Below are 14,883 nucleotides of genomic sequence, written 5' to 3'. Positions count from 1 at the left end.
TCGGCCAAGTGCGCACAGAAGCAGACTGGCTGGCTGTATTGGCTTATATTTGCTCGCCTGTGGATGGCTTATAGTCTCGGAAACACACTAAACGACGAACCCAGTTGAAGGTTCTCAAGTCTATACCGATAATGCGACTACCCATCGTGGCGGCCAACTCGTCGCTGCATTGCGTGGCTTTTTGATAGTCTCGTGAAATGTTCTCACTTATCTCTGCTACCTTACCGCTAGAGGCTGTGCTCATACCTGCTATCAAGATTGATTCGAGTTGACCTCTTGGCGTGAACGGCCAGTCGTTTATGTTATCCTCATATGGTTTGCCGAGAACCTTGCATATTGCGGCGATTGCAGCGAATCCGTCATCGTCATCTCCATCAACGATGCCTCGATAGGCATCTGGGGCTATGACTTGCAGTGTTGTTAGTGCAGCTATCATGAGTGTCGGTTGCGGAGCAGAAGGACGAGGATGAAAACCTGGTTCTACAGAAGCGATAGGTGCTACAGCTCGAAAAATTGCCTGTTCTAGATCGCGAATGCTGCATCCCGTAGCTTCAATCGCCAGTTGCAGGACTTTGCCTGCATCTGCATCGGTGCCCATAGGCGAGTTCGCCGCTGAAATGCGAGTATGCAGTCCGGCTATCTCCAAGGTGTGTTCAAGGAACTCAGAGAGATGCTGCTCATCGGGCTTGGTTAGCAGCACATATTGGTCAGCGAAACGGCGCAAGTAACGGTCTGCTGTGAAGTTCGGCCCGTAAATGGATTGAACGGTGTGGCAGAGTTCTTTCAAGTTAGCGGCAAGCACGACAACCACACCAGGAACATCGAATAGGTGCCGGACAGTTTCCAATACTTTTAGCGCGTAGTCTGGACGACACCTGTCCAACTCGTCAATGATGACTACAAGAGGACCGTTATCTGATGACGCTGCAAGTTGGAGTTGAGTCCTGAATTCGCCTACTGCCTTTTCGATCTCTTCCCACTGATCAATGATCTCAGGCTTGGAAATCTTCATGGCATCTACATCTACGATTCCACGACTAGCCATCTTGCTGACGTGAACAAGTGCATTTCCCGCCGCTTTCTTCACAGCCTTCATTTTGGATTTGTCGATCTGTGTAGATATAGCTGCAACCAGATCCGCGAGTGGTATCTCGGTATGGCTTTGCTTCCACGCGTTGAACTCGGCAACTCTTGGGTCTTGAGTTTGCAAATGGGCAGTGGCCATCTTGACGAATGCCGTTTTTCCCGAACCCCACTGGCCGTCAAGCAGGATGATTGCTCCGTGTTCTCCAGCGTTCTGAATCACATCGCAGAATGATTTTATATCGTGTTGGCGATTCAGCCGGTCATTTGCAAAAGGGTCATCAGCGTCTACAACGAACTCAGGTGCCCGCAATTGCAAATCGCCTCGTCTCACCCCTACTCGCAGTTCTCCAAGAGCATTCTGGTTTGAGCCTCTGCTAGTGCTGAGTCGAGACTGGTATCGTGTTTGCTGGCGTACTCATTGAGGTTGCTGGTGATTTCTTCGGCGCTCCAGTCCAGCCACTCGGGTCTGCTGGGACCATCTGATAGCTGATCAGGGTCGCCATGGGCACGGACGAGCATCTTCAGAGCTTGGGCGTAGAGGTCTGAGCGGGGCTGCTCTTGGCGGCTGGCGAGTGATTCGACCTGCTTGTAGAGATCATCAGGAATGGTGACGGTCACGTCCACGGCCTCAGCATACCGAGGGCAAGTGTCAGGCCGACAGGAATCGGGAGTGGGTCAGCGGCGCAGGTCGTCGCGGAGGGATGTCACCAAGGCGACCAGATCGTTGATGGTTCCGTCTCGGGCTGCGCGTCGGACGGTGTAGCCGAGTTGGGTGTTGTCGGCGATGTGTTCCTTGGCGTGCTTTACGGCTGCGTCGAGGTCTAGTCCGCGGTCCAGTGGAGCCTCATTCGGAGGGCAAGACTTATTCTTGGGGGTCTTGGCAGTTTTGTGCGGGCGAGGGGTGGAAGGGGGTAGGGGTGGGTTCGGCGATTCCAGAATGTTGCCAGCTTTGCGGGAGGGGAGTTCGGGGCGGCGTTTGATGAGGAGCGTCTGGCCGAATTCGGTTTGGACCCACTGCCAGGCGAAGTCTTTACGAGGCCCCCAGGACGGTAGGGAATCCTGCTCTTTTACCGGGCCGAGGCCTTCGACGACGAGATGTCCATTTTCGGATACCAGCGCGTCGGCTTGGGTTTGGGGTGCGGTCCAGGTGAGGGTGTCCGGGTAGGGGTGGCTGTTCACTTGCTGACCTTGGGAGATGGCGGTGAGGCGGTCGGCCTCGTTCAGCAGGTAATTGCTATCGAGAGGTTCTTCGGGGAGTTGGGCGGTTGCATCACAGGCACCTAGCAGAGCGCCTGCCATGGTGGCAATCGTGTCGGTGTCGGTGCCGAGCGCGTTTGCAGCAGCTGCGCAACCCTCGTATGGGTTGTCCGCGAGCACGGCGAGTGCCGCGGCGGCCACGGTGGTGAGGATGCCGCTGCCCTGCTGTCGCTTGTCGGCGAGGCCAAGACGGTCGGAGACTGCTCGGTAGGTCTCGGTGAGGCACGATTTGGTGTCGACGGCAGTTGCGGCGTGGTGGATAGCGTCGCAGAGTTCGACAACGGTGGCTTGCCAAACTTCTTGGAATTGCTTGCCGCTCTCCCGCTCCCAGAGGCCGACCCACATAGCGCCGAGGCTCTGATGGCCCTTGATCAGCGAGAGGGCATCGCCCAGGTTGGCGGCGATGGCCCCGCATTCCTCCAATGTTGGGGCGGTGCCTGTTCGAAGGCAGTGGGCCAGGGTCGAGGCATGGAAGCAAGCTCCCACGATGGCCCGGGGATGTCCGTGGGTGCAGACGCTGTCGACGATCACGTCGAGCAGGTAGCCGCCGTTGAGGTCGGCAGATGCCCATACATGAGGCTGGATCCGCATGGCAGCACCGTTGCCGCCGGCATCGCACCAGCCGGAGAAGGTGTTGGCGTACCACAGGGCATTTGGTGCGCCCAGGTTCTTGGCTGCGGCCTTGGAGGCCCGTCCGCCGCCGAGCGCGTAAGACGGCCAGACGGCAAGTTCGATGCGGGCAAAGGTCTCCACGTCGAAGCCGTGATTGCCGATCGAGCGGCTTACCGCCATTCGAAGCTGAGTGTCGTCGGACCAGCATCCGGCGGGTAGCACTACGTCCACGCCTCCCCGGCCCCCTACCCTTCGTCTCCAGTCCATGAGCCGGTCTAGCGGAGCCCCCTGAGTTCTGCGCTTGAGGCCCTTTTCGTCCACCAACTCGCTGATGAATCCGAGCGCATCTCCATATGCGGCCCACAACATGGAGTTCCGAGTTCGAGCGACCCGGTTGTTGTCAGTCTCGCAGAAGAGGTCTGCCTGCTCTGGCGGAGTTCGATTGGTCATGGTCATCGGAACGCCTCCGGTTCGAGGGCGATATAGGGGGTGTAGCTTGGGAAGTTGGCCAAGGTGCCAACCACGGTGTCGTATGTGTCCTCATCCTCAACGGTAATCGTGTGGAGATGAGGGCATTGAACATGATCGAAACAGTCAATCCTGGGTCGCCGTACTATGAGCGGGTCATCGAACTTGGGAACGCCAGCAGCGCGACGTTGCGTATCTTGCTGTATTCGGCGATCAACGAGGCCGCGGTCGACGGCAGAGTGTCCGGGCACTCTACGAGGAAGGGTTGAGACCAGATGATTGATGAGTTGGGTGGGATCGACCAAGACCGGATGGTTGTCCTGTCTCTCAAGCCGAGATTCGCCGAAGCGATCCTTGCTGGCGACAAGACGGTCGAGTTCCGCCGCACGGCACCGAAGATCGATGTCCCGACGCGGGCGCTGTTGTACGCGACGACGCCGGTGCGGGCGCTGCTCGGCACTTGCATTGTCGCGGATGTCCAATCTGGCGACCTCGCCGTCTTGTGGCGCGAGCACAGATCACGATGCGCCTTGACCTACCACGAGTTTCAGCGCTATTTCGAGGGCGTGGAAGTAGGCACAGCTCTAACGCTGGCACAGCCGCAATCGCTCAGCAGTAAGGTGCCTCTCCAAGACTTGCGGGCGAAGCCAACAGGCTTCCGGCCTCCGCAGAGCTTTGCCTACGTCGACACCAATACCGGCAACCGGCTCTTGCGGATGGCCGCCTAGTTCAAGGCCGCACTGACCCTGACCAGACCTCGGTTTTTGGTCAGGTTTACCAATCTCAAGAGGTCTGCCGGTTACGGGGCTCGCAAGCAAAGAAATTCTTGAAACTTCGGCCTTCGAGCAGCGCAACGCAGACGCGCTCGTCACGCTGATTACCCAGCAGCCGGCCGACGCTTCGGCAAATGAGTCTGCCGGTGAAGGCGGCGGCGTTCGTCCGCAGAAGACGGTGCTCGTGGTGTCAGCCGAGCACGACGCCCTCGAAGGCCGGCTCACAAGCGCGGGGCTGATCGACGGAACGCCCATCGACATCGATGAGCTCCGCCGCCTGGCCTGCGACGCGGCGATCGTTCCGATGGTCTTCTCAGCCGACGGGCAGCCCCTCTATGTGGGCAGAGCCCAAAGAGCGGTCACCAAGGCCCAGAAGCTGGCCCCCTACCGCCCACCACAGCAACCCGGCAAACGACGAATAGCGGCCTGAGCGCACGCAGAACGCCTCACCGGCAACCACATCAGTGAAACTCGGACGCTCCCCCTGAGCAACCCCCGGTTGAGTGCCCCGGCAGGCCCGACAGTGACACTCGGCGATTTTGTCTGCCCCTAACGTTCATCCCGAGCCTTGTTCGTTGCGATCGCTTGGATGATTGATTTAGCAACTTCGGCTCCGGCGTGGACGGTGTAGTCGGCGGGCCATTCCGGCAGCAGGAGCGACAAGTCTTGAGCGAACGCTCGGTCCTCCAGTTTTGCGTCGAGATTGGCGAATGCCCGGTTCTCAGTCCAGCCGTTGGGTCGGTAGGTGCCAAAGCAAGCTGCGATGTCTTGTGGCAGCACACCGGCTTGTTCCACCGTCAGCCAGAGGTCGAAGAGGTCACGGCCCTTCTTGCGTTGGAACAGAGCGCGGATCTTGGTGGCGGCCAGTTCTTCGAGCGCAAAGGTGGATACATCGGCGTGGCCTGTGAACCACGGGCTGTCGACGTTGAGCCTTCTGGACGTGGTTGGCCGTGCTGGGGAGCGTTCGAATGTGTTCATCTCGATCTTGATTCGCATCCTGTCGCCGTTGACAAAGGTCGACTCCAGCCTCACTTTGGGATGCTGGCGCACATCAGTCCGCGCCTGGTCGAATCCGACTGCGCCAGCGATGTCGCGGATGGCATCGAGGACCGTGCCGATGCCGCCGGCTGAGCGCCGCACGTAATCCAAATCTTCGCTGTACCGCCAGGGTCGGTCGAGCCAGAGTTTGTGGAGGCAGGTGCCCCCTCGGAAAACCAGTTCGTTGCCGAGGAGCGGATGGTTGGCAATCTCGGCGATAAGGCGTGACAACACCAGGTCCTGCTCGACTTGTTCGAGTGCGGGCCAGGGGACGCGCTGCTGCCAGTGGGCGATATCTGCCTGGGTGATCACAGGTCGTGCTCGAGTTCGGTGTTGGCTGTGATGTGCCAGCGCGGGTCTCGGTGGCCTGGGCCACCGCTGGGAGATAGAGCCCGGTAGCGGGTGTCTTCTACCAGCTTGTGCAAGGGTCCGGTGTCGAAGCCGGTGTTTGTCTCGTGAGCCATGAAGTCAATGAGATACCCGGCTCTCTGGACCACTGCTTTTGGAAAGAAAGCGCCGGCAGAAGCCAGTGTGTCGGGGTCTAACTGCCCCTCGGCCAGGAGGTCTCCAACGACGGTTGCCACATTCGAGAGCCCTGCTCCTTCTTGTGGTACCTCGACGAGGTCGAAAACGGTCACCTCGGGGGTCGAGACCCAGATTCGCCCGGTCGGGACGTTGTGTGACTTGCGGGGTCGGTCGGCGGCCGTTGACCGTTCGATGAACCGGATGCGCCCGCGTCCGACCTTGCGCTCGCGGAGCTTGGCCGGTGTCGCCACCTGGGTCACCATGGGGGCTTGATGCGAAGCGCCGCAAATGGCAGCGGCGGACAGGAATCCGACGTAGTACGGATGCCCCAGGTGCTCCATGAGCTGATGGATGAAGTGGGTCGGCGGGGGGGACCCCGCGCTTCGATACTCAGCGGGCACTGGAATCCACCCGCCTTTGGTGACCGAGACCAGCTTGCCTGCCTGTCGCGGACGCTCAAGGCTTGCCGATACTGATTCTGGTTCGACATCCAGAACGCGAGCCGCTTCAGTGGTGGAGATGAAGTGCCGCCCCTGTCCGATCAGCCAGTCGGACAGTTCGCTGGGGGCGATGCCGTCCTTGAGCATGTCGTCTAGAGTATCAAAGTCCAGCAATACACCGGCGTTTGATACCCATGACGGCGATTCGCAGCGCCCCAGTACTGCGCTGGCCGGTGCAGGGTCAAAATTGGGCTACACCCGGTTGCACCATTGAGGGCTCCCCCGGCCTCGGGCGTATACCTCTCCTGAAGTGAGAGTGCAAGCCCCCACTGGCTCAGGCTGAAGTAAGGATTTACTGCTATGGATGCACGCGGGAGGCAGGTGACTTCCTGGGTCTGGTCTCAGGCGGGGGGAGCTGTCGCGATTTAGCGAATTCCACCGCTCCTGGGGAACTCCAGAAGTTGTTGGCTATCTCTGCGCGATGACCGCTGACCGTATTGCTCGCCACCGCCATCGTCCACGCACCGGGGAAGAGATCGAGATCGGAGCAGCGACATGGTTTCGGCAAGCCGACTTGGTTCAACAATAGGAATCGCTACCTCGAACGGGCCGAAGGCCGTGTAGCCTACCCATTTTCGACCACCACAATTGAGCGTGGCCTGCGTACACTGCGTGATCAAGGACTCATTGATGCAAAGCGGACCATCCGGAATCCGGAGACAGGCCAGCGGTTCAGCTCAGGCTCGCGCATGGTATACAAGAATGAGTTCTCAAGAATTGGCCAAGCTGAGGTAGTTGATCTTGCCTCATTTAGATCAGCCAGATCAGCAATTTGAATAGGTAGGGTCAGGCGGTGCTTGAGGCGGTGTTGTTTGATATGGGTGGGGTGATTGTTTCGGGGCCTTGGGAGGGGTTTGCGGTTTATGAGCGGGCCAATGGGCTGCCGGAGGGGTTGATTCGGCGAATCAACTCGACTGATGCGGATAGCAATGCTTGGGCGCGGATGGAGCGGGGGGAGATCGGGCTAGAGGAATTCGCTGCCGCGTTTGAAGCAGAGGCGGTGGCGCTGGGGTATCGGGTGGATGGGTTGGCGGTGCTCGATGGGCTGGGCGGCGAGCTGCGTCCTGCCGTTTCTGAAGCGGTGCGGCGGTGCTCGGAGCGGTTGAAGACCGGGCTGTTGACCAATAACTATGCGCCGATGGCGTCGTCGGAGCGGTCGGCTGAGATGGTGGAGGTGATGGGGTGGTTCGACGTGGTGGTGGAGTCGTCGGTGGTGGGGGTGCGCAAGCCCGATCCAGCGTTTTACACCATGGCCTGCGAGGCGCTGGGCGTGGAGCCCTTGGGGTGTGTGTTCTTGGACGACTTGGGGGTGAATCTCAAGCCGGCTAGAGCCATGGGGATGACCACCATCAAGGTGGTGGACCCCGACGAGGCGCTGGCCGAGCTGGAGGCCGCGGTGGGGTTTCCGCTCAGGGGTTGAGCCGGAGGGCTGAGTTGATCTCGGCCCGGAGCTCGGGAATTCCCTGGCCTTTGGCGGCGCTGGTCCAAATGACATCGCCGGGGGCGACCCCGAGACCCTGGGCCAACTCGGCTTTGCGGGCACCCCGGCGGGATGCCTTCACTTTGTCGGCCTTGGTGGCCACCGGTTGCAGGGGTACGTCGTGGTGCGCCAGCCATTCCACGGTCTGGAGGTCGAGCGGGGTGGGGCCGATGAGGCCGTCCACCAGCAGCAGCACCTCCACCAGTTTGGGCCGGTCGAGAAGGTAGCCATCCATCATCTTCTGCCATCCGACCCGCTGAGCCTTAGGGGCCTTGGCGAATCCGTATCCGGGCAGGTCAACCAGCCAGCGGCCGGGCTCGCCATCCAATTCGAAGATGTTGATCAGTCGGGTGGCCCCCGGTGCCTTGGACGTGCGGGCCAGTCCCTTGCGGTTGGCCACCGAGTTCAAAAGCGAAGACTTGCCCACATTCGACCGCCCCACCAGCGCCACCTCGCAGCGGGACTCGGGCAGCTGGCGGGCATCGCTGGCCGATTTGAGAAAACTCAGCGCCAGCGGCTTGGACATGCTGAAAGGCTACTGGGCTAGCTGATTTTCCTAGCTGTTCATGACCTCGATGTCGAGCAGGTCGGCGAAGCGGTCGAGGGCGGCGGCTCGGCGGGTGGGGATGTGCTCGGTGGGGTGGCCGTCCACCGCGGCGTGCTCCTTGAGGGTGCGGCGGGCGATGGACACCTTGTGTACCTCGTCGGCCCCATCCACCAACCGGGAGGCCCGGGCGTTGCGGTACATCTCCTCTAGGGGCATGTCGGCGGAGTAGCCCAGGGCGCCGTGGACTTGGATAGAGCGGTCGATGGCGTTGTACAGCATCTTGGTGCCGTACACCTTGATCATGGCGATCTCAGTGCGCGACGCCGATGAGCCGTGCTTGTCCATGTGCCAGGCGGCGTGCAGGCACAGCAATCGGGCCGAGGCGATGTCGATGCGGGTTTCGGCGATGAAGTCCTGCACCATCTGCTTGTCGGCCAGCAGGCTGCCGTGGGCGAACCGGGACAGGGCCCGCTCGCACATCATGTCCAGCGCCCGCTGCGACTGGCCGATCCAGCGCATGGCGTGGTGGATGCGGCCGGGGCCTAGGCGCTTCTGGGCCAGCACAAAGCCGTCGCCGGGGTTGCCGATCAGGTTCTCGGCCGGCACCCGCACGTCGCGGTAGATCACCTCGGAGTGGCCCATGGGGTGGCGCGCGAACTGGCCGGGGTAGGGGTGGTGCATGTTGGGCACGTCCCGCACGATCTCCAGGCCCGGTGTGTCGGTGGGCACCACGATCATCGACGACCCCTGGTAGGGGTGGACGTCGGGGTTGGTCACCACCATGGCGATCAGGAAATCGGCCCCCGATCCACCAGAGGTGAACCACTTGTGGCCGTTGATCACCCAGGTGTCGCCGTCGCGCACCGCGGAGGTCTCCAACAGGGTGGGGTCGGAGCCGGCGGTGTCGGGCTCGGTCATGGAGAACCCCGAACGCATCTCTCCGGCCAACAGCGGCTCCATCCACTTCTTCTTCTGCTCTTCGCTGCCACCGATGGCCAACAGCTCGGCGTTGCCCGAATCGGGGGCGTTGTTGCCGAAGATGGCCGGCGCGATCGACGACCGGCCCAAGATCTCGTGCATCAACCCCAGCTTCACCTGGCCGAAGCCCTGGCCTCCCAGCTCGGGGTCGAGGTGGCAGGCCCACAGCCCTCGGTCCTTGACCTGCTGCTTGAGCGGAGTGGTGAGCGCAACCCACTGCTCGTCGGTCACCCCCAGCTCGATGGTCTCCAGCGGCAGGATGTGCTCATCTAGAAACGCCCGGGTCCAGTCGAGTTGCTCCTGGAACTCGGGCTCGGTCTCGAAATCCCAGGCCATGTGAGGCCCCTTTCAGTCGGGGTAGAGGTTGCGGCCGGCTCGGGTCCGGCTAGTTGGCCAACTGCGATAGACCGGCGCCGTTGTCGCACATGATGCGGCGGACGTCGGCGTCGCTGAACCCGTCGAGGTCGTTGACGAACGACACCGGGTCGGCCAGGCCCTCGGCGTGTGGGTAGTCGGAGCCGAACAGCATGTGGTCGGTGCCGATCAGTCCGGCCAGCTCGTGCAGGTCGTCCTCGTAATAGGGAGACACCCACACCTGGTTGCGGAACGTCTCCACCGGATCTTCGTCGAAGGCGTAGCGGTGCTGGCCGTAGGTCTTGGCCAGCTTCTGGATGAGGGGCCGCACCCAGTACGAGCCGGTCTCGATGGTGGCCACCCGCAGGTTGGGGAACCGCACCAGCACCCCGTCGGCCAAAAGCGAGGCCATGGTGTCGCTGATGGGGGAGTGCGACAACAGGCTCTGGAGGGGGTTGTAGCGGAAGGCCTCGGTCTCGGTTCCGAGCCCCCAGCGGTGGTTCATGAACGAGTAGCCCGAGTCGCCGGAGTGGAACGACACGCACACGCCGTGGTCGTTGAGGAACTGCCACACCGGGTCGTGGTCGGGATGGCCCAAAGAGCGGTAGTTGCCGTGGCCATCGGGCACCGAGGAGGCCCGGAAGTTCACCACCCGCAGCCCCCGGCCGACGGCCCACTCCAGCTCGCCCAGCGCCCAGTCGACGTCCACCAGACTCAGGTACAGGGCGGTGAACAGTCGCTCTTGGTAGGAGAAGCCCCAGTCTTCGTCAAGCCAGCGGTTGAAGGCCCCGAAAGCGGCGGTGATGGCCCCTATGTCGTGTTCCAGGCAGGCCTCCATGCCCACCCCCAGGGTGGGGAACATGAAGCACCCGCCCAGCCCCTGGGAGTCCATGAGGGCCAGGCGCTCGTCGCGGCTGCGGTAGGCGGGGCTGATGGGGTCTAGCTCGCCGAAGGCCTCGCGCATGTCGCTGGCCGAGGTCTTGGCCCGGAAGTACTCGTCGAGGATGCCGGGCTTGGCCACCGGGTCGAAGGTGGGGTTGGGGATGAACCGGTTGATGCGCCCGGCCACGATCAGCCGCTGCTTGCCCCCGATGTCGGCCCACTGCATGCAGCGCTTGGCCATCTTGGGGTCGATGTGGCGGGTGAAGGCGTCGGTGGCCTCGTAATAGTGGTTGTCGGCGTCGAAGGCGAGATACCCGAGATCGGTCATAAGACTATTTTGGCCTGTTTGTTGGGCAAGCGACCACCGGCGAGGCCAGAACCGGGCTTGGATCAGCAGACCACCACTATGCGCCCGGTGGTGAGGCGGTCTTCCATCTGCTCGAGGGCTGAGGGGAGCTCCTCGAAGGCCACGGTGCCGCCCACCAGCGGGGCGATCCGACCCTCGGCCAACCGACCGCAGAGCTCGTCGTGGATCCGGTCGCCCAACGATCGTGGGTTGATGTTGAACCCGGCCATGCCGCCATAGACCGCCGGGTTGCTGCTATAGGCCAACAGCACCCCACCGATCGAGACCTGCCCGAAGCACAACAGCCTCGGGGGGAGGCCAACGGCATCCTCGGCCTCGATCTTGCTGGCGAAGCCGATGATCATCAGGCGTCCGCCCCTGGTCATGGACCGTAAAGAGGCCTCGGTAACCTTGCCGCCCACTCCGTCGAACACCAGGTCGACTCCGGCCCCGCCGGTGATGTCTCGCACCTCGGTGGCGAAGTCGCCGTCGCGGTAGTTGACTGCGGCCTCGGCCCCCAGGGAGCGCACCAGCTCGCACTTGGCCTCGCTGCCCGCGGTGCCGATCACCCGGGCCCCGGCGGCCACCGCGAGCTGCACCGCGGCCGAGCCCACCCCACCGGCCGCGGCGTGGATCAGCACCCACTCTCCGGGCTGGACCTGACCCCGCTCATGCAAACCCAGCCAGGCCAAATGGAAAGGGAAGAAGAATGCGGCCGCCTCGGTGTCGTCCAACGACTCTGGGGCGTCGAACACCATGTCGGGCTGGGCGATCACCTTGTCGGCGTAGCCCCCGAAGGCCGACTCGGCGGTGGCGTGTACCCGGCGTCCGAGCCACTCCTCGGCCCCTTCCCCAGCCGCGTCAACCGTGCCCAGCACCTCCATGCCCAAGGTGTAGGGGAGCTCGGGGTTCACGGTGCGGTAGCGCCCGTGGCAGCCGTCGATCTCGTTGAAGTTCAGCACCGTCCGAGTGGGCGCCACCCGGATCTTGCCCGGCTCAGGCACCGGCTCGTCGACGTCGTCCAGCCGCAGCGCCTCCGACGGCCTCCCATATTGATGAACACGCCAAGCTCGCATGACTAGACAGGCTCGTAGCGCTTGACGTCAACCTCATCGGCTCGGGCTCGCATCATCGCGGCGTCGTACCATGCCTGCATCCGTAGGAGCATCTCCATGCCCAGGTCGAAGGCCTTTTCGATTCGTAGCGCCATATCAGGAGAGAGTGCAGCATTGCCGTTCAACAAATCGGACAGCGTTGCTCGGCGGACCCCTAGGATCTCGGCAGCCTGGGTAACGCTCAAGCTGAGTTCCTCAATGATCTCAGTGCGAACAAAGTCACCCGGATGCGATGGGGTCATGTTGATTTCGATTTCGTTCATTGGCATCAGTGGTAGTCCTCCAAATCCAATCTGTCGATATAGCCACCCTCTTCTTCAAAGGTGATTCGCCAATTGCTTGATACTGAAACGCTCCATTGGTCTTGTCGGTTCCCCGAGAGCCGGTGTATTCGCCACCCACGAGGAGAATTGGCTGCGAAATCGTCCATGCTGTTGGCCAGGATCAGAGCCGTGAGGATTTTTCGCACCCGTTCGGTCAGGTCGCGTGGAAGAAACCGAGGGTTGTCGTTGCTGAGCAGTTGACGTAGTCCGCGGTGGCGGACTGAACGAACCTTCACCCATCAAGTGTACGGTATCACCGTTCAGTTTCCTTTCGGCAAGAAGTTACCCAACACCGGGCGGGGGTAGGGGTCGCTGGATGGCTGGCCGACTGGCGGGTGGGCACCCGCCGGTTCGACTCGATGGACGTGGGCACAGCTGCGAGTTGGGCCTCAATCGCCATCGAAGCGGGAGTACGGTCAGGGCAGTGCGAGTGCTGGTCGTTTCCCACACCAAGACGGGGGGCACCCAGGCCATGACCGAAGCGGTGGTGGCCGGGGCCGGCCATCCCGACATCGACGGGGTGGAGGTGGTGCAAGCAGCCGCACTGGAGGCCACGCCCGACGACGTGATGGCTGCCGACGGCTATCTGCTGGGCACCCCGGAAAACTTCGGCTACATGAGCGGCGCCCTCAAGTACTTTTTCGACACCGTGTACTACGACTGCCTCGACCACACCCGGGGCCGGCCATATGGGCTTTTCGTACGGGCCGGCAACGACGGCACTGGCGCGGTGCGGGCGGTGGAGCCCCTGGTCATCGGCCTGGGATGGAAGGCGGTGGCCCCACCGGTGCTGGCCGTGGGCGAGCTGACCGACGCCCACCTTAACGCCTGTCGGGAGTTGGGTATGACCCTTGCCGCCGGCTTAGAGCTGGGCATCTACTGAGCAAACGGCCGCTAGCCGCATTCAGCTTGCATGGCTGTCGGTTGATGTGACCGTTGGAAAGGGTCAGCACTCGGGGGCCAGGCGGGTGATCTGAGCCTGCTGGGCTGGAGACTGCGGACCGGCCGCCGGACGGGCTGCCCGCACCGCGGCCACCGCGTGGTCGAGGTCCATCCCCCGTGAGGTGAGGACCGAGATGCACACGATTCCGGCTCGGCCGTACCCGGCGCCGCAGTGGACGATGACCCCGGTGCCCTGGTTGAGGTGCTGGTTGATGGTGTCCACCAATTCGCGGGTGTTGTCGTCGCCGGTGACCCCTTGATCGACCATCGGCACGTGAATGGCCTGGTGAGGCGAGGGATTGGCCAGCCACGCGGGGTAGTCGGGGAAGCGCATGGCGATCTCGGCGTCGGTGAGCAGACATACCATCACCTCGGCCCCCACATCCTCCAGTGCCGCCGCCGGATCGGGCCCGGTCACTGCGAACGCTGCGGCATGGAGGTTCCCGCTCGCGCCCGGCACCGGGATCCGGTGAATCCCCCCGGCCATCTGATACCGCGCCGCCCCCACCTGCACGCCGCCACCCTAATGGTGGGTTGAGAACATGGTTGAAAGAAGAAGCCTTCGAGGGTAGGTTGCGAAGCGTGACGTTACTTGGGACGGAGATCGTCTTCGAGGTCAATGAGGATGAGGTGGATGGCGGTTATTCCGCCAGTGCCATTGGTTACGGCATCCACACGCAAGGACAGACCATCGAAGAAATCCGCAAGAACATCCGAGAAGCCTTCGAGTGCTATTTCGACGGGGAAATGGCTCGCCCCAAATTGATCCGCCTGCACTTTGCTCACGGCGAGGTCTTGGTTCTTTGAAGCTGCCGCGCGATGTGCGCGGAGCCGACCTGCAAAGAGCACTTCAAAGGCTTGGATATCAGACCACTCGACAGAGCGGCTCGCATGTTCGCGTGACGACCAAGGTAGACGGAGAGCACCACGAGGTGCTTCCCCTGCTCAACCCCGTCAAGGTCGGAACATTGTCGAGCATCCTCAAGAGCGTCGCATCACATCACGAGATGACAGTGGAGGAGTTGTTGGAGTTGCTTGATCTTTAGCTCAATGTCGCGGCTGGGTCGGCTTGATCTGGTGGTGAACGTGGCCGGAGGGCTGGGACCTGAGATGGGGTGGGCGCCGCTGCTGGAGTTGACCGAGGCATCGTGGCGGCGGTCGATGGACGTGAACCTGACCGGGGCGTTCTTGGTGGCCCAAGCCGCCGCCCGCCAGATGGTTAGCCAGGGCGATGGCGGTTCGATTGTGCTGCTTTCGTCGCATGCCACTGTGGCTGCGGCTGTCGGCACCTCGGCGTTTGCCGCGGCCAAGGCAGGGGTGGATCGGCTGATAGCCGCATTGGCCATGGAGGTAGCCCCCCACCAAATCAGAGTCAACGGGGTGCGCCCCCTAGGGGTGAACCCCGACGCATCCGACAGCGGCCACCCCTATCTCGACCAGACCGTGGCCCAGTCGGGCGGCGACCGCGGCCAATGGGTGCGCTCCAAGATCGCCCTCGGCCGCCTCCAAGACCCCGACGAAACCGCCGCCGTCATCGCCTTCCTGCTTTCCGACGAGGCCTCGTTCATCACCGGCGAATGCATCACCGTCGCGGGTGGGGCTCGTTGGGAGCTCGGCCAAAACATGAAATATAGCTAGATTCACAAAGTTGAAAGCG

At 62.2% G+C, this 14,883-nt stretch carries 19 protein-coding genes; 7 read left to right on the top strand and 12 right to left on the bottom strand.

Annotated elements, in window-relative coordinates; genetic code table 11:
- Nucleotides 1–43: 43 nt before the first annotated feature.
- Genes ACOGXA_RS06220 through ACOGXA_RS06210 form a run of 3 tightly spaced genes read right to left on the bottom strand, consistent with a single transcriptional unit; the run spans nucleotide 44 to nucleotide 3,411 of the window.
- The gene (locus tag ACOGXA_RS06220) at nucleotides 44–1,417 is read right to left on the bottom strand and encodes a KAP family P-loop NTPase fold protein (protein ID WP_419926409.1); all 1,374 of its coding nucleotides are present in this window, start codon (nucleotides 1,415–1,417) and stop codon (nucleotides 44–46) included.
- A 2-nt stretch (nucleotides 1,418–1,419) separates the two neighbouring features.
- On the bottom strand, nucleotides 1,420–1,710 hold the full coding sequence (locus tag ACOGXA_RS06215) for a ribbon-helix-helix domain-containing protein (RefSeq protein WP_419926408.1): 291 nt from the start codon (nucleotides 1,708–1,710) through the stop codon (nucleotides 1,420–1,422).
- Nucleotides 1,711–1,761: 51 nt separating this feature from the next.
- Nucleotides 1,762–3,411, bottom strand: coding sequence for an ADP-ribosylglycohydrolase family protein (locus ACOGXA_RS06210; protein ID WP_419926407.1), 1,650 nt, complete (start codon nucleotides 3,409–3,411; stop codon nucleotides 1,762–1,764).
- Between the two features lie 287 nt (nucleotides 3,412–3,698).
- Here ACOGXA_RS06210 and ACOGXA_RS06205 point away from each other — a divergent pair, with 287 nt between their 5' ends.
- Together ACOGXA_RS06205 and ACOGXA_RS06200 are read left to right on the top strand one after the other, a co-directional pair.
- Complete coding sequence (locus ACOGXA_RS06205; RefSeq protein WP_419926406.1) at nucleotides 3,699–4,151, top strand: ASCH domain-containing protein; 453 nt, start codon at nucleotides 3,699–3,701, stop codon at nucleotides 4,149–4,151.
- Between the two features lie 52 nt (nucleotides 4,152–4,203).
- Nucleotides 4,204–4,626, top strand: coding sequence for a DUF222 domain-containing protein (locus tag ACOGXA_RS06200; RefSeq protein WP_419927052.1), 423 nt, complete (start codon nucleotides 4,204–4,206; stop codon nucleotides 4,624–4,626).
- Nucleotides 4,627–4,745: 119 nt separating this feature from the next.
- Here the strand turns inward: ACOGXA_RS06200 and ACOGXA_RS06195 are convergent, their stop codons facing one another.
- Together ACOGXA_RS06195 and ACOGXA_RS06190 are read right to left on the bottom strand one after the other, a co-directional pair.
- Nucleotides 4,746–5,546 carry a nucleotidyl transferase AbiEii/AbiGii toxin family protein gene (locus ACOGXA_RS06195; RefSeq protein WP_419926405.1) on the bottom strand — a complete coding sequence of 267 codons (801 nt, stop codon included), beginning with the start codon at nucleotides 5,544–5,546 and terminating at the stop codon, nucleotides 4,746–4,748.
- A complete protein-coding gene (locus tag ACOGXA_RS06190) occupies nucleotides 5,543–6,346 on the bottom strand; it encodes a type IV toxin-antitoxin system AbiEi family antitoxin domain-containing protein (protein WP_419926404.1) in 804 nt (267 codons plus the stop codon). Before ACOGXA_RS06190 ends, ACOGXA_RS06195 begins: the two co-directional genes overlap by 4 nt.
- A gap of 706 nt (nucleotides 6,347–7,052) precedes the next feature.
- Between ACOGXA_RS06190 and ACOGXA_RS06185 the strand changes: the two genes are divergently transcribed.
- Nucleotides 7,053–7,679 (top strand): HAD-IA family hydrolase, encoded by a 627-nt coding sequence (locus tag ACOGXA_RS06185; RefSeq protein WP_419926403.1) that lies wholly within the window; start codon nucleotides 7,053–7,055, stop codon nucleotides 7,677–7,679.
- Here the strand turns inward: ACOGXA_RS06185 and yihA are convergent.
- The 6 genes from yihA to ACOGXA_RS06155 all read right to left on the bottom strand — a co-directional run bounded on the left by yihA (nucleotide 7,669) and on the right by ACOGXA_RS06155 (nucleotide 12,520).
- Nucleotides 7,669–8,265: a ribosome biogenesis GTP-binding protein YihA/YsxC gene (gene yihA / locus ACOGXA_RS06180; protein ID WP_419926402.1), complete on the bottom strand. Its 597-nt coding sequence runs from the start codon at nucleotides 8,263–8,265 to the stop codon at nucleotides 7,669–7,671. The two genes, ACOGXA_RS06185 and yihA, sit on opposite strands and share 11 nt — an antisense overlap.
- Nucleotides 8,266–8,295: 30 nt before the next feature.
- Nucleotides 8,296–9,600, bottom strand: a complete 1,305-nt coding sequence (locus tag ACOGXA_RS06175) for an acyl-CoA dehydrogenase family protein (RefSeq protein WP_419926401.1) — start codon at nucleotides 9,598–9,600, stop codon at nucleotides 8,296–8,298.
- Between the two features lie 49 nt (nucleotides 9,601–9,649).
- The gene (locus ACOGXA_RS06170; RefSeq protein WP_419926400.1) at nucleotides 9,650–10,828 is read right to left on the bottom strand and encodes an amidohydrolase family protein; all 1,179 of its coding nucleotides are present in this window, start codon (nucleotides 10,826–10,828) and stop codon (nucleotides 9,650–9,652) included.
- 62 nt (nucleotides 10,829–10,890) lie between these two features.
- Nucleotides 10,891–11,922 (bottom strand): NADPH:quinone oxidoreductase family protein, encoded by a 1,032-nt coding sequence (locus ACOGXA_RS06165; RefSeq protein ID WP_419926399.1) that lies wholly within the window; start codon nucleotides 11,920–11,922, stop codon nucleotides 10,891–10,893.
- A gap of 2 nt (nucleotides 11,923–11,924) precedes the next feature.
- Entirely contained in the window at nucleotides 11,925–12,224 is a 300-nt protein-coding gene (locus tag ACOGXA_RS06160; RefSeq protein ID WP_419926398.1) for a HigA family addiction module antitoxin, read from the bottom strand.
- Between the two features lie 5 nt (nucleotides 12,225–12,229).
- Nucleotides 12,230–12,520, bottom strand: coding sequence for a type II toxin-antitoxin system RelE/ParE family toxin (locus ACOGXA_RS06155; RefSeq protein ID WP_419926397.1), 291 nt, complete (start codon nucleotides 12,518–12,520; stop codon nucleotides 12,230–12,232).
- Between the two features lie 236 nt (nucleotides 12,521–12,756).
- Here ACOGXA_RS06155 and ACOGXA_RS06150 point away from each other — a divergent pair, with 236 nt between their 5' ends.
- Entirely contained in the window at nucleotides 12,757–13,167 is a 411-nt protein-coding gene (locus ACOGXA_RS06150) for a flavodoxin family protein (protein ID WP_419927051.1), read from the top strand.
- A gap of 63 nt (nucleotides 13,168–13,230) precedes the next feature.
- Here the strand turns inward: ACOGXA_RS06150 and ACOGXA_RS06145 are convergent, their stop codons facing one another.
- Complete coding sequence (locus ACOGXA_RS06145) at nucleotides 13,231–13,740, bottom strand: protein-tyrosine phosphatase family protein (protein WP_419926396.1); 510 nt, start codon at nucleotides 13,738–13,740, stop codon at nucleotides 13,231–13,233.
- Nucleotides 13,741–13,808: 68 nt separating this feature from the next.
- Between ACOGXA_RS06145 and ACOGXA_RS06140 the strand changes: the two genes are divergently transcribed.
- From ACOGXA_RS06140 to ACOGXA_RS06130, 3 genes are read left to right on the top strand one after another with little or no spacing between them, the layout of a single operon-like run.
- Complete coding sequence (locus ACOGXA_RS06140; protein WP_419926395.1) at nucleotides 13,809–14,033, top strand: type II toxin-antitoxin system HicB family antitoxin; 225 nt, start codon at nucleotides 13,809–13,811, stop codon at nucleotides 14,031–14,033.
- A complete protein-coding gene (locus tag ACOGXA_RS06135; protein WP_419926394.1) occupies nucleotides 13,955–14,272 on the top strand; it encodes a type II toxin-antitoxin system HicA family toxin in 318 nt (105 codons plus the stop codon). The genes ACOGXA_RS06140 and ACOGXA_RS06135 overlap by 79 nt, the downstream gene beginning before the upstream one ends.
- Nucleotides 14,262–14,864 (top strand): SDR family NAD(P)-dependent oxidoreductase, encoded by a 603-nt coding sequence (locus ACOGXA_RS06130; RefSeq protein WP_419926393.1) that lies wholly within the window; start codon nucleotides 14,262–14,264, stop codon nucleotides 14,862–14,864. The genes ACOGXA_RS06135 and ACOGXA_RS06130 overlap by 11 nt, the downstream gene beginning before the upstream one ends.
- Nucleotides 14,865–14,883 lie beyond the last annotated feature (19 nt).

Origin of the sequence: Candidatus Poriferisocius sp. (assembly GCF_965208475.1) — a bacterium.
Taxonomy (GTDB): domain Bacteria; phylum Actinomycetota; class Acidimicrobiia; order Acidimicrobiales; family Bin134; genus Poriferisocius.
Note: the sequence above shows the minus strand (reverse complement) of the source record. Positions and strands in the feature narration are given on the sequence as shown.

Coding starts and splice junctions, on each gene's coding strand:
- ACOGXA_RS06210 (WP_419926407.1), bottom strand. CDS start 3,411: ATGACCATGACCAATCGAACTCCGCCAGAGCAGGCAGACCTCTTCTGC.
- ACOGXA_RS06205 (WP_419926406.1), top strand. CDS start 3,699: ATGATTGATGAGTTGGGTGGGATCGACCAAGACCGGATGGTTGTCCTG.
- ACOGXA_RS06190 (WP_419926404.1), bottom strand. CDS start 6,346: ATGCTCAAGGACGGCATCGCCCCCAGCGAACTGTCCGACTGGCTGATC.
- yihA (WP_419926402.1), bottom strand. CDS start 8,265: ATGTCCAAGCCGCTGGCGCTGAGTTTTCTCAAATCGGCCAGCGATGCC.
- ACOGXA_RS06175 (WP_419926401.1), bottom strand. CDS start 9,600: ATGGCCTGGGATTTCGAGACCGAGCCCGAGTTCCAGGAGCAACTCGAC.
- ACOGXA_RS06170 (WP_419926400.1), bottom strand. CDS start 10,828: ATGACCGATCTCGGGTATCTCGCCTTCGACGCCGACAACCACTATTAC.
- ACOGXA_RS06165 (WP_419926399.1), bottom strand. CDS start 11,922: ATGCGAGCTTGGCGTGTTCATCAATATGGGAGGCCGTCGGAGGCGCTG.
- ACOGXA_RS06160 (WP_419926398.1), bottom strand. CDS start 12,224: ATGAACGAAATCGAAATCAACATGACCCCATCGCATCCGGGTGACTTT.
- ACOGXA_RS06150 (WP_419927051.1), top strand. CDS start 12,757: ATGACCGAAGCGGTGGTGGCCGGGGCCGGCCATCCCGACATCGACGGG.